This window comes from Spirosoma gilvum (genome assembly GCF_054776815.1).
The window spans coordinates 330,383-343,915 of the sequence record NZ_BAAHBH010000007.1 but is presented as its reverse complement, the minus strand read 5'-3'; the positions used below and the strand labels follow the sequence as shown (position 1 = coordinate 343,915).

The 13,533-nt window shown below is 50.3% G+C and carries 8 protein-coding genes; 3 read left to right on the top strand and 5 right to left on the bottom strand.

The annotated features are described in order from the left end of the window. Positions 1-112: 112 nt before the first annotated feature. From ACYVFD_RS20135 to ACYVFD_RS20125, 3 genes are all read right to left on the bottom strand, one after another. The gene (locus tag ACYVFD_RS20135) at positions 113-4,180 is read right to left on the bottom strand and encodes a hybrid sensor histidine kinase/response regulator transcription factor (protein ID WP_461092269.1); all 4,068 of its coding nucleotides are present in this window, start codon (positions 4,178-4,180) and stop codon (positions 113-115) included. A 190-nt stretch (positions 4,181-4,370) separates the two neighbouring features. Then, positions 4,371-4,619: a (2Fe-2S)-binding protein gene (locus ACYVFD_RS20130; protein WP_461092267.1), complete on the bottom strand. Its 249-nt coding sequence runs from the start codon at positions 4,617-4,619 to the stop codon at positions 4,371-4,373. 120 nt (positions 4,620-4,739) lie between these two features. Next, complete coding sequence (locus ACYVFD_RS20125; RefSeq protein ID WP_461092265.1) at positions 4,740-5,078, bottom strand: hypothetical protein; 339 nt, start codon at positions 5,076-5,078, stop codon at positions 4,740-4,742. Positions 5,079-5,325: 247 nt separating this feature from the next. Between ACYVFD_RS20125 and xth the strand changes: the two genes are divergently transcribed. Further along, positions 5,326-6,099 carry an exodeoxyribonuclease III gene (gene xth, locus ACYVFD_RS20120; protein ID WP_461092263.1) on the top strand — a complete coding sequence of 258 codons (774 nt, stop codon included), beginning with the start codon at positions 5,326-5,328 and terminating at the stop codon, positions 6,097-6,099. Positions 6,100-6,385: 286 nt separating this feature from the next. On the opposite strand, the gene ACYVFD_RS20115 is transcribed toward xth, so the two are convergent. Both ACYVFD_RS20115 and ACYVFD_RS20110 read right to left on the bottom strand, forming a co-directional pair. Then, a complete protein-coding gene (locus ACYVFD_RS20115) occupies positions 6,386-7,096 on the bottom strand; it encodes an MBL fold metallo-hydrolase (RefSeq protein WP_461092261.1) in 711 nt (236 codons plus the stop codon). 56 nt (positions 7,097-7,152) lie between these two features. Then, complete coding sequence (locus ACYVFD_RS20110; RefSeq protein WP_461092259.1) at positions 7,153-9,774, bottom strand: PAS domain-containing sensor histidine kinase; 2,622 nt, start codon at positions 9,772-9,774, stop codon at positions 7,153-7,155. Positions 9,775-10,117: 343 nt separating this feature from the next. Between ACYVFD_RS20110 and ACYVFD_RS20105 the strand changes: the two genes are divergently transcribed. Together ACYVFD_RS20105 and ACYVFD_RS20100 are read left to right on the top strand one after the other, a co-directional pair. Then, complete coding sequence (locus ACYVFD_RS20105; protein WP_461092257.1) at positions 10,118-12,217, top strand: outer membrane protein assembly factor BamB family protein; 2,100 nt, start codon at positions 10,118-10,120, stop codon at positions 12,215-12,217. A gap of 264 nt (positions 12,218-12,481) precedes the next feature. Further along, positions 12,482-13,522: a LacI family DNA-binding transcriptional regulator gene (locus ACYVFD_RS20100; RefSeq protein WP_461092255.1), complete on the top strand. Its 1,041-nt coding sequence runs from the start codon at positions 12,482-12,484 to the stop codon at positions 13,520-13,522. Positions 13,523-13,533: the final 11 nt, after the last annotated feature.

The window sequence follows — 13,533 nt, the reverse complement described above, 5'->3', positions numbered from 1 at the left end:
GGCGTTTTGCCAGATCAAATGTCTTCATTTGTCCATTCGTATCCTGTCAGATCTGGGGCAGATATTGTCAGATTTGGGGCATTGAATCGATAAACGCTGGGGAAAACCAGCATCAGGTGTTTTTTGTATGACTGGCAATAAATTCAGAAGGAGTTTGCTGGTAAATCTCTTTAAAAACAAGAGTAAAATGAGAAGGTGTATTAAAACCGACCAGATCGGCGGTTTCGGCCACATTGTGTCCTTCCTTCAATAATTCAGCCGCTTTTCGCATCCGATACTGGCGAATCAGGTCGGCAGGGGCCAACTGGATCAAACTCTGCACTTTGCGATACAGTGTCTTCCGATTCATGGCCAATTGATCGGCTAGCCACTCGACGTTGATCGATGAATCATCCATGTGTCGATCCAGCAGTTCATAAATCCGCAATAGAAACGGGTCGTTGGTTCCGTCGGCCGGGGGAGTTGTTGCTATGGAAGGCAAAGCAAACTGTTGCCGGTAATGATCACCTAGTTTTTGCTGACGGGCAATCAGGTTGTTGAGCCGCAAATGTAACTCGTCGATTGAAAAGGGCTTCGCCAGATACTCGTCGGCTCCCTGCTGGAGACCTTCGATCCGGCTCGGCTGGGCCGTTTTCGCCGTCAGTACCACGACCGCAATATGATCAGTATCGGCATTTTCTTTAATGAGACGCGTTAATGTGAACCCATCCATCCGGGGCATCATCAAATCGGTTAGTACAATATCGGGTAGTTCGGCCTGAGTGATTTCCCAGCCGACTTCCCCATCCCCAGCCTGGAATACCTGATACGTTCCTTCCAGCTCACCCACCAGAAACTCCCTTAACTCGTCATTATCTTCGACAATCAGGAGCCGGGCTGCCGAAAGATCCGCAGCAGGCAGTTTCACAACGGGCTTGCTTTCACTTATGTGCAGTGTATCCGCTGGGTTTAGTGAAGGAGCCGCCCAACTGATTTTCGGAATGTCTGTGCGAGTGGATACGGATTGGACGGGCAGCGTCAATTGAAACGTAGTTCCGATGGTTAACTGGCTCTCTACCTTAATTGTACCGCCCAATAGGTTGACCAGTTCATGGACCAGTGCCAGGCCAATCCCCGTTCCTTCATACGTGCGTGTGCTGGTGGTATCGACCTGATAAAATCGGCTAAAAATATGCGGCAAATGCTCTGGAGCAATCCCAATGCCGGTATCGGTCAGTTGAATTTGGACTCCTGCCAACTCGTTCATAGTCCATTCGGGCCTGATCGTCAGCGTAATGCGGCCACCTGTATGGGTGAATTTAAGGGCATTGGCCAATAGATTGGTCATGATTTTTTCCCACTTGTCGGCGTCGAATAGGTAATCCTGGCGGGGTAAATCCTCTGCCGTAAACAGCAGACTAACTCCTTTCTGCTCAGCCGACCGCTGGAATATAGCCACAATAGGCTCCATGAAGTCAGTGATAGTCCCTTGTTTCAGGGAAATGACCATGTAGTTGCCATCCAGTTTCGACAGATCCAGAAGTTGATTGATGAGCCGTAGGAGTTGCCCGGCATTGCGATGAACCAGCATAAGGGAGGACTCGTCGAACCGGCGCTCCTTCAGAAGTTTTTCTACCGGCGAAAGGATCAACGACAACGGGGTGCGAAACTCGTGTGTAATGTTGGTAAAGAAACGGCTCTTCAATTCATCCAGTTCCTTCAGTTGTTCGGCCTCCCGTCGGTTGAGAATCAGTTCCTGGCGTTGTTTTATCCGATTGGTAAACACGACGACACTCCCCCAGACGGCCAGACCAGCCAATAGCGTGTACAGCCCATAAGCCCACCCGGTAGCCCACCAGGGTGGTTGAATAATGAGTTGGATGGACGCTGTATGGCCGCTCCAGATTCCGTCACTATTGGCCGCTCTTACCTGAAAAGTATAGGTCCCCGGCGACAAATTGGTATAGTTGGCTGAATGGGCATATCCGTTTTCAACCCAGTCTTTATCAACTCCTATGAGCTGATAGGCATATTGATTTTTACCAGAAGATGGATAATTCAGGGCCACAAACTCAAATGAAACGAAGTTTTCGTCATGCCTAAGCTGGACTCGGTTTTCGAGCAAAGGTTTTTTATGATCAAAGACACTAAAATGGGTAATGTAAATGGGAAAGTTGGCTTCCTGATAAAGCTGGTTAGTATGCACCTGCACAACCCCATTCAGGCTACCGAACAGCAGATCACCGTTGCGCCCGTAGGAAACCTTGCTCAAAAATACGTCGTGGGGTAGCCCATCTTCGGTAGTATAGCTATGAACGGTTTTGGTTTTCTCGTTTAACCGACACAGGCCACGCGAGGTACTTATCCACAAATAACCATGCTGGTCGTTGATAATAGCCGAAATATGGTTGGCTGGCAAACCCTGCTGAGTGGTCAGGCTCCTGAATTGGCCGGTAGCTGGGTCGAGCCAATTTAACCCACCCTCATTGGTGCCTACCCAGATTAGTCCGTTGGCATCTTCAAACAAACTCGTTACCTCTCGATCATTCAACTGACCTTTTGCGGCTGGTAGTACGGGATAGTAAGGGGTGAACTGGCCGGTTTTAGGGTTTAGCCGACCCATTCCTTTTCCGCGGACTGCCATCCATACATCGCCCTTTCGACTGACCATAACAATGGGCACATTCGCAGTGTCTTTGGGATTATGGAAGTAATACCTGAACTGTCCGATTTTAGGGTTAAACTGAGCCATTCCATCTTCGCCACCCAACCATAGTGCACCCGATTGATCTTCGGCAAACGAAAGTATTCCGTGAATGCGGGGCTTGTACTGGACAGATCTGCCGGTATGTCGATCCAATTTCAATAGGTAATCATTTGTACTGACCCATAGCTGCCCGGAATGGTCTTCATAGACTCCCTGGAGCCGATATGGGAGGGTCGGATTGGTTGGCGTTACCGGATCGATCGGAATAAAGGCCTTCTCTCCCGTTTGTGGATTGTATCGATGGAGGGTACTATTTCGGGAGCCAAACCAGATGATTCCGGTACGATCCTGTATCAGCGCCGATACATGGTTCACAACGGAAGGGAATTCGGCCGTGGATGGTACGAGCTGAATGGTGGTGAACTTAGCTGAGGGGCGGATTTGCTTATTGATACCCTGATACGTACCGAGCCAGAGTGTACCGGCCCGGTCCTGAAAAACAGCCTGTACCTGATCGTTGCTCAGGGTCGAGGGTAAGGCCGGATTAGCCTTATAGGTAGCGACCTGATGCGTTCGGATATCGAGGTACTGCAACCCTTCCGTTGTTCCCAGCCAAAGTTGACCGGGCTTGCTCTGATGGATCGCGTTCATAAAGATTCGGGGGTGAATAGGCTCGCTGGCAACATACCGGACAAGTTCAACGGCTCTGTCCCCGGATTTGAGCTGCATCAGGCCATAGGTGTTGGTGCCGACCCATACATTGCCTTCTTTATCCTCAACCAGTGTACTCACCCAGGGCTGTTCGCCCGCCAGAAATCGAACCAGCGTGAACCGCCCCGACTGACGATCGAAGCGATAAAGACCTTTGAGTGTGCCGACCCAAAACCGATGTTGAGTATCCTCAAATGCACAGATAACCGATGTGTTGGGCTCCGGTGATGGATATAACGCATACTGGCCTGTCTGGGGAGCATATCGGATCAAACCACCCCATGACCCAATCCACAAAATACCCTGCCGATCTTCGAAGATCCCCATCGTTCGTTTCCATAAGACAGACGGAACTTTGATGGGTATCGGTATGGCCTTTCCTGTACGTTTATCAATCTGATGAAGCCCTCCTCCTTCTGTTGTTGGTCCACTGGTTGTGGTTGCCCAAAGTCTACCGGAACGATCTTCGTAGAGCGTCGACAGTTTATTGCTGTGGAGTGACGAATCGGGGCTGGCTGGATCTTGCTGAAGGATAGTAAACGTGTACCCATCATATTTGTTAAGACCGTTGTTGGTACCGAACCAGAGGAATCCCTCCCGATCCTGCACGATGCAGTTGACGGAATTATCGGATAGACCGTCCTTTATCGTTAAGCGTTCAAATTGATTGAAGATCGGTACCTGCGACGATGTTGATGGAGAAAGATTTGTAGAAGAGTTTAACTGAGCAAAGCCAGGTAGTTCGCTAATGACCAGTAAGATTAGTAAACCTAAACGTATCATTAGTAAGTCAATCGACGTGAGTATAGGGGCCTTTTAACACTAAAAGCCTTATCTGGAAGTAAGGCCTTTTCTAGCTACTATATACTTGAAATACTTGAAAAAAGGAACATTTACACTATAAGTATAGGAATACCCATGATTATGCTGGCCGGATTCATTCTATCCCGGTGTGGAAGTCAGATTGTTGGTATTACCCCAACGTGTCCTTGACAATAATTCGGGAATCATCCAGCTCATCGTTAATGGCCAGCTCGCAGGACAGGACTCGCATACCATCTACGTAAACGACACAGGTGCCACAACTGCCCATTCCAGAGCATAAGCCAAAGCCCGGAATAGAAAGATAATCCGAAAGCAGGCTCATCAGCGAAGGATGGCTATGATGGCTGGTCTGTACCGCAATTTCCTGCTGATTATAACCCACCGTAAAATGAATCATGATCTTCGTGACGTGTATGGCTGAGTGAACGACCGTCTCATGCAAACTAGCGACTTCGCCGTATAAAACACCCTATTTGCAACGGTACGTATTGCATTATACCAGGTAGTAGCCTGTCTATTACCAGTCCTCATTCGAATTTACGTCGTTCAACAGTCCCGAGCCAATTAAGGTGTAGTCGTCAAAGTCATCAGTGGGTTTCCGCCCCTTGGGTACAAATTCAGTAAAGGGTCTGTCGCGAAACCGTTTCTTTTTGATTCGGTCTTCCTGGGTATAACCTATAGAACCCATTTGCGTAAACTGTTCAGCCTGTTTGGCTGAGTAATAAAAATCATATTGCTGCGCTATTGTTTGAGTCCGCAGGGAGCTATCGCTCTGAAAAACAGAGACGATTTGGTTTGGCCTGGAGGTCTGAGCAAACGTAACAGATGTAATCAGGAGGCATACTATAACTTTCATAGTTTATTCTTGTTGACAGGGAAATTGAAACTGATCGGATACGCTTTGCAGTGGGTTCATTTAACACAGACTTAGCAGCAAGCCTACGCTTTTATGATTAACCGGTTGGGCCGTCATGTAGGCAATGAACCCCATGGAATGCATTCAGTATGACGCTCAATTGAGGTAAATTGTTAGGATAGTAATCAAAAGAAATAACTAATCACTCTATGCGTGTAAAAGGGGACACTGAAAACCAGCTCAACAGATGAAAATAGCCACGTATAATGTCAACGGCATAAACGCCCGATTACCTGTGCTCCTGCGCTGGCTGGCCGAAACCACACCCGATGTGGTTTGCTTACAGGAATTAAAAGCACCCCAGGAAAAATTCCCCCATCAGGCTATCCACGAGGCCGGATATAGTGCGATCTGGAAAGGCCAGAAAAGCTGGAATGGCGTGGCTATACTGGCGCGAAGTGCTGACTTGCAGGAAACCCGGCGTACACTTCCGGGTGATGATGAGGACGAACAAAGCCGTTATATTGAAGCTACCATCAATGGGATACGGATTGGCTGCCTTTATTTACCCAATGGGAATCCGGCTCCCGGGCCTAAATTTGACTATAAACTGCGTTGGTTTGACCGATTTATTCAATATGCGGCACAAGTAGTCGAAGCCAGAATCCCGGCCATCCTTGCAGGTGATTTTAATGTCATTCCAACGAATCTGGATGCTGCTCATCCCGAACGATGGATGGCCGACGCCCTGTTTCGCCCCGAATCACGGACTGCGTTTGCAAAACTTCTGGAGATGGGTTGGATTGATTCGCTTCGACAACTAAGCCCAACCCAGCAGATGTACACCTATTGGGATTATTTTGGGTATGCTTTTCAGCGAAATGCCGGACTTCGCATCGATCATTTATTAGTAAGTCCACAACTTGCCAGCCAGTTGGTGGAGGGCGGTGTAGATCGATCGGTAAGAGGTTGGGAGAAAACCAGCGATCATGCTCCAGCCTGGATAAAGCTGTCCGTATAGACCTTATGAGCCTGATTGACCAGTTGCTACGCCAAAAAGACCTTCAGTTGTTGACTACTTCATCGCCTGGGTTCATACCAAACGGATGTGTGCATCGGAATCAATACACTGTAATGTAAGTTTTCCAATATTACAAACGAGAGCCTTCCCCGCGGTCTGTGTCCGCACAGACCGCTTGTGCGCCAGCCTGGTTTGCCTGCCGGATGAACATTCTGTGAGGACACAGAACGTGGAGGAGAAATATAAGAAAACTTACCTTACAATGTAATCAATACAGCAAATCGGATTACTGACTTCCCAGCGTGCTAAACCTCGCTTTTAATTGCTGATTGGCCTTCGGCTTTAAAGGCGAGCCATGACCAAAAACTGCTTGATCGAAACTGCACTCCGCCATTGCCAAAATGCTTTGCAGACCCACCGAGCGATCTTCGTACACGGTGCTGAAGTCCAGCCCCAGTATATGAGCACACGTATCGCCGACGATCATGACCCCTTCTTCTTTTAACCATAGGGCAATATGACCAACGCTATGCCCAGGCGTATGCAGTACCTGAAGCCCACCGGCTACCGGGATGATGTCATTATGGTGTAGCCGCTCATCAACGGTCACGGGTGAAATTGCCCCGTCTCCGCCTTTTATGAAAAGGTGGTAAATCAACCGATTAACCAGACCCGGTGATGGATAGATAGGGGACTGGCCACTAGAACCCGCTTCCAGGAGCGCGGCTTCCAACTGATGAGCTAGCAGGGGCACACCCAGCTTTTGTTTTATCGCCGATGCACTACCGGCATGATCCGGATGAGCATGAGTCAGAATCACTTGTTTTAGGGCATAAGGATCTTCTCCGCTTTGTTGCAGGGTGGAGAAAATAGCTTCCATACTGCCTGGGTAACCCGTATCAATCAACGTGAGGCCATCATCTTTAATCACGAAGGCATTCACGGCTCCCAGACTAAGCTGATACAGAGAAGACGTGATGGGTTTTAAGCGAGCCATACGATACATTTTTAGTTTTTAGATTTATTCCCTGAAAGAGCATCACGCAAGGAGAGCTAGGGATGAATCGGCAAATAAACCGTAAAGACGGCCCCTGCTCCCGGTTGGCTGTGCACGGTGATCTGGCCCCCATGATTCTCAACAACTTTTTTGACAATAGCCAGGCCAATCCCCGTCCCACTGTACTGACTACGACCATGCAACCGGTGGAATAAATCGAAGATGCGTTCTTCCTGCGATTCATCAAAGCCAATCCCATCATCGGTTACCCGGAGCGCGATCCACTCCTCGGGCTTGGTTACCGATGGGCGATGAGGTAATTCACTGGCCGTTAAGGAGAAACTGTCCACCCGAACCTGGGGCGGCTGGCCAGGTTTGGTAAACTTTAGCGCGTTGGCCAGTAAGTTCTGGAGCAACTGGCGAAGCTGGGTGGCATTACCCGGCAGGGTGGGTAAGGGGCCACTACTGATCTGAGCCCTGGTTTGCTGGATGGTAGCTTCCAAATCACTTAAGACATCCTCCAGCAGCGTTTGAAGCGATACCGATTCGATAGGAAGTGATGGGGTCGATAGTCGGGAATACTCCAGTAAATCCCGGATGAGGATTTGCATGCGCTGAGCGGCATTCTGTTGCCGACGAAGCAGATCCTGGCCGGCTTCATCGATTTGGTGGGCGTGCTGAGTCAGCAATAAATCGGCGAAGGCATGAATTTTTCGTAAGGGCTCCTGCAAATCATGGGAGGCTACGGAAGCAAACTGCTGTAAATACGCATTGGATCGACTTAGAGCCTGGTTGTTGGCTTCCAGTTGCTGTTGGTAAATCCGAAGGGGCGTAATGTCGGTGGTGATCATCAGTATTCCTCCCCGAAACGGCTGGATGTCATAGTCGTAGGTGAGACCCAACTCCGGATAGTCGACGGAGGTATGGAGCGGCTCTTTGGTATTTACCACCGAAAGCAGCGCCCCAAATAGCGCCCGCTGCTTTATGGCAGGAAAAAGCGTCACCAGCGTTTGATTCGTCAAGACTTCCAGCGGCCTGGCCTGGCCTAAAAAGGGAGAAAACAAACCCAGGGTGGCCGGATTAGCGAGCGGAATGTGAAAGTCGATAAGCTGCCCCTGCTCATCGGTTAGAGGTTCCAGCACCACAATGCTACTAGTCGAACTGTTGAGTACACCCTGGATTAAATCTGCCTGGCGCTGCCTCTCCAACTGGGCTAGCTTACTGGCTGATATGTCCATAAACGTGACAATCAGTCCTCCCGGTATGGCTACGGCCGATATCTCATACCAGATGGTGGTCGTATCGTTGCTCCACTCAAAGCGCTGAGAAATTCCCGTTTGGGCAACCATGGCGTAGCGGTCGAAGAGGCCATTGACCAGTTGATGGGGCATAAGTTGAGATAGGGGTTGGTCCTCCAGGCTTTGCGGGGAACGTCCCAGCGTTTGGGCCAGGGTTGCATTGGCCTTTTTCAGGATAAAATCCACCAGTTGCCCATCGGGATTAAACTGGCTTTGGAACCAGGCGATACCCGTTAGGGAATGATCCAGGACCCGTTGCAACAGCTCGGCTTCCTGCTGCTGAGCCATCTCCGCTTCTTTCTGAGCCGTGATATCCAGCGTCGTTAGCACAAAGCCTGCGCCATGACGCACCGCCCGGCAGTCGAACCAGACTGTCCGGGTAGTCAGTTGATGCGTGGTTTCGAACTGATCAGACTGCCCTGTCTCAACGACGGCTACGTAGCGATCAAACAAGCCATTGGTTTTCAGGTAGGGATACAGGTCCAGCATGCGTCTGCCAACGGTTGAATCCGCAGGTCGAAAGGGGCGGTAGGCCGCCAGTTCATTGCCCGTACTAGTCATGAAATCGACAATGCGGCCCTCTGCATCCCGGATGGCCTCGTAATAGCGAACCGAGGCTGGCGAACTGCTCATCACACTTTCCAGGAGAGAGGCTGTCTGTTGCCCCCTTGTCACATCCTGAAAACAAACCAGCAGGCCATCGCTGTACTTGACCACCGATACATCCAGCCAAAGGTCTTTGGTTGGGAGATAGAGTAGCTGCTGATGGGGTTTTCCTGTCGTGACTACTTGAACATATTGATGAAATAAATCATAGGCCTGCATGTTGGGGTAGCGTTCGCTGATGGGCCGGGATAAAATATACTCCCGCGACTGACCGGTGATAGTAGCGCCGATTGGATTGCAAAGCATCGCCTGGAAATCAATAATCTGCCCATCCTGCTGGCGAATAGCCCGAAACAGGATCAGTCCAGCGGGCAATGCGTCAATCACTTGCTCGAGTGAATCCGGCTGCTCACCGACCGGCTTTATCAACAGCAGGGAAAGGACTACCCGCCCAGGGGCCGCTTTCATCAGTTGACACTCATAGCCGTTGGCACGGCTGGCAGGGTGGTCAGGTTGTTGCAGGTAAACGTACACATGTTTATCCTGCTCGATAACTTCCTCAAGCTGGCTGATTAGTTGAGGGGCGTTAAAGGGAAAGGGTAACTGCTCAAGCGAAGCTCCTGGCACCGAAATTCCCCCAGCTAATTGCTGAGCTGCTTTATTAGCCTGAATCACTTGCCATGAGCCGCCAGAGCCTCGGTTGGCTTCCAGAACTAGAAGAGCATTATTGATCTCGGCAGATTGATCAGCACGATGTTGAGTAAATACGTTCACAAGCTAGTTCGTAGTCGGTTGGGATAAGGGATGCGAAGTTAGTCATAAGTGTAAAACCACTTATTAAAAAAGGAACCTATATCAATGGGAACTGGATTGTCGTTGACAGACAGTAAAATTTAAGAAGAATTACCGGTTGAAATGGTAACAGTGTGAGTAAACAAGACCTAAGACCTGCCTTATCCAAAGGCAGCTATACGTTAACCGTCTCGGTTAGGGCCGACTGGGGTAACTGGTCTGATAAAACGACTACGGTTTTCGTCTGACGGTCATTGTTAATGTGATCGGTCACTGTAACATTCAGCCATTTTGTGTTCATTTGTACTTTCCCCTAAACCTACTCATGAAACGCTTCTCCTACCCGGCCTTACTGCTGGCCGTTGGTCTGCTCAGCCTGACCGAAAAACCCGCTGCCACCGACTGGCCTGAATACAACGGTGGGCCAGATCGCAACCATTTTTCGCCCCTCACCCAGCTAAATCCAGGCAACGTTGCGGGCTTGAAGGTCGCCTGGGAGTATGCGTCGGGTGGAGTCGATACGCTTAAAAATAACACTCAGATTCAGTGCAACCCGCTCATTATCGACGGTGTGCTGTATGGTGTTTCGGCAGGGTCGCAGGCCTTTGCCCTCGACGCGGCTACGGGCCGGGAGCTTTGGAAAACGGCCTTCACCGATGATACCTTCGCCATGAATAGCCGGGGTGTTACGTACTGGACCGATGGGCGGGAAGCCCGAATTTTCTTCGCTTATGGTTCGCTGCTCTATGCCCTCGACGCCCGAACAGGAAAGCCGGTGACCAGTTTTGGCCAAGGCGGGAAAATCAACTTAAAAGAGGGTCTGGCCCGGCCCGGAGCCGACGACTACGTGGTAAGCAATACGCCGGGCGTCATTTATAAAAACCTGCTCATTATGGGTCACCGGGTGTCGGAGGTAGCCCCGGCTCTGCCCGGCGACATACGTGCCTACGACCTGCGCACGGGGCGGATCGTCTGGACGTTCCACACCATTCCTCATCCCGGTGAGTACGGAGCCGACACTTGGCCCAAAGATGGCTACCGCAACTTTGGGGGAGCTAACAACTGGATGGGCATGGCTATCGACCGGCAGCGCGGCATCGTGTACGTGCCCACGGGGACGGCAGCCTTCGATTTATACGGTAGCACCCGACCCGGCCAGAACCTGTTCGGCAACAGTCTTATAGCCCTCGATGCCACTACGGGAAAGCGGCTTTGGCATTTTCAGACGATCCACCACGACATCTGGGATCGCGATATTCCGGCTCCTCCCAATTTATTCACTGTCGTTCATGACGGCAAAAAGGTGGATGTCGTTTCGGTTTTATCCAAGCAAGGGTTTCTCTTTGTTTTTGATCGGGTCACAGGTAAGCCGCTGTTTCCGATTGAGGAACGGCCCATGCCTGCCTCCAACGTGCCGGGGGAAAAAGCCTGGCCTACTCAGCCGATTCCTTTGAAACCCGCGCCGTTTACCCGCCAGTCGTTTTCGGAAAGTGATATTAACGACTTTGTCGCCGACCGCGACACGATCATGGCCCAGCTCCGGCGCTGGCAAAAGGGTAAGGAGTTCATTCCCCTTCCCCTGAGTCCCAACCGGACTGTGTTCTTCCCCGGCACCGATGGTGGTGCGCAGTGGGGTGGAGCAGCGGTAGATGAAGCTGGAATTATGTACGTTCCTTCCAAACAGATTCCGGTCACCATGGGGTTGGTTCCGACCCCTTCCGGTCCGGCAAGGGTTGTTGAGCGCACCGGTAGCCAACTCTACCAAACCCATTGTTCCGCCTGCCACGGCCAAAACCGCGAAGGTAGTCACGACGGTAGCTATCCAGCCCTGATCAGTATTGCCCAAAAACGGAACGAGACATCGGTGGCCCAGGTGCTGGCCAAAGGTCAGGGCATGATGCCTGCATTCACCTCTCTGAAGGAAGCCGAGCGGAAGGCCATCGTGGATTTTTTATTCGGTAAAACAACCTCCGTCGCCAGCCAGGCAAACTTGAACACGTCTCCCTATCACCACACTGGGTTTACCCGCTGGTACGACCGGGCCGGATACCCCGTGAGCCGCCCACCCTGGGGTACGCTGACGGCGATTGACATGAATACGGGCGAACACCGGTGGCAAGTCCCGCTGGGCGAATACCCCGAACTGGTGGCGAAGGGCATACCCCCAACGGGCACCGACAACTATGGCGCACCGGCCGTTACGGCGGGCGGGTTACTGTTCATTGCCTCCTCCCGCGACGAACTGATTCGGGCTTTCGATCGAAAAACGGGCCGTGAACTCTGGCGTGCTAAACTGCCGGCAGCCGGGTATGCTTCGCCAAGTACCTACGCCGTCAATGGCAAGCAATACGTGGTGATTGCATGCGGGGGAGGCAAACTCAAAACGAAGTCGGGGGATCGGTACGTGGCATTTGCGTTGCCGTAATCAGCCGTGCCACCGTTTAAAATGCACTCCTAAACGTTTTATGAGAAACAGGAATCCGGGCAGGTAAGTTGAAATGCTAAGCTTAACTTACCCCGTCCTATAGCGAGCAGCTTCACTGTATACGGGGAGCCAATGCTTTTTCAGAGAAACGGTTGATGCTATTTTGTTGGTAGGCTCTGGAATAAGAATAATTTATTCATAAAAAAGGAATATTTTTCTTGTATTTAATCGATTAAGCGCTATTTTTGGCCTGCCTACCAATCTATGAAGTACAAGAAAGTTTCACTCAGTGATATAGCCAAGAAAGCAGGGGTCTCTACAGCTCTTGTTTCCTATGTTATGAGTGGAAAGGAAAAGGAAGAGCGTGTAGGGCTGGAAATCGCACAAACGATTAAAGCGATTGCCAAAGAACTGAATTATCAGCCAAATCTGCTGGCGAAGAGCCTGCGAGATGGACGAACCTATACGATTGGGTTGATTATTGCCGATATATCGAACCCATTCTTTGCCAACATTGCCCGTGAGGTAGAGGATGAGTCGCGTCGAAATGGTTATACAGTTATAATAGGAAGTTCGGATGAGGATGCCGACAAAGCCTGGGATCTGATGAATGTATTGATTAATCGTCAGGTTGATGGGTTTATCGTCGTATCGTCTGAAAACTCAGAACGCCTGGTGACACACCTGCAGCATATTCGGATGCCGTTTGTATTGCTGGACCGTCACTTTCCGGAATTTGAAACGGATTTTGTCGTTACCAACAACGCCAACGCATCCTATGAGGCAGGTATTCATCTGATTAATAACGGGTATCGGCGAATTGGCTTTATAGCCTATCAGTCAGCCATGTTTCACGTCAAAGAACGTATTCGAGGCTATCAGGAAGCATTGCGTGATCGAGGAATTGTAGCAGAGGAAAGCTGGGTAAAAAAGATTCGGTTCGATGCCATTGAGACTGAAATCCGAACGGCCATCGACGAATTGGTATCGACTGAATCGCCGATTGATGCCATTATTTTTTCGACCTATGGGCTGGCCGTCAATGGGTTAAAGTACCTGAATGAATTACGATTGCGTGTGCCTGATGATTTGGGAATAGTCAGTTTTGGACAGGCTGAAGTATTTGATCTGTACTACTGCCCGATCTCGTTTATGCGCCAACCAATTGATATACTGGGTAAAAAAGCCGTTGAAGTACTGATGACCCGATTGAAGGATTTTGAAGGGGCACCGCAGCAATACACCATTGATGCACAACTAATGGCCCGAGAATCGTCACGTAAAAAAGAGAAACACAATAAATAGATTTTTTTAAC

What these genes read in the sequence shown, in the direction of transcription:
- ACYVFD_RS20100 (WP_461092255.1), top strand. Translation starts at nt 12,482, where the DNA reads ATGAAGTACAAGAAAGTTTCACTCAGTGATATAGCCAAGAAAGCAGGG.
- ACYVFD_RS20130 (WP_461092267.1), bottom strand. Translation starts at nt 4,619, where the DNA reads ATGATTCATTTTACGGTGGGTTATAATCAGCAGGAAATTGCGGTACAG.
- ACYVFD_RS20135 (WP_461092269.1), bottom strand. Translation starts at nt 4,180, where the DNA reads ATGATACGTTTAGGTTTACTAATCTTACTGGTCATTAGCGAACTACCT.
- ACYVFD_RS20115 (WP_461092261.1), bottom strand. Translation starts at nt 7,096, where the DNA reads ATGGCTCGCTTAAAACCCATCACGTCTTCTCTGTATCAGCTTAGTCTG.
- ACYVFD_RS20125 (WP_461092265.1), bottom strand. Translation starts at nt 5,078, where the DNA reads ATGAAAGTTATAGTATGCCTCCTGATTACATCTGTTACGTTTGCTCAG.
- ACYVFD_RS20105 (WP_461092257.1), top strand. Translation starts at nt 10,118, where the DNA reads ATGAAACGCTTCTCCTACCCGGCCTTACTGCTGGCCGTTGGTCTGCTC.
- xth (WP_461092263.1), top strand. Translation starts at nt 5,326, where the DNA reads ATGAAAATAGCCACGTATAATGTCAACGGCATAAACGCCCGATTACCT.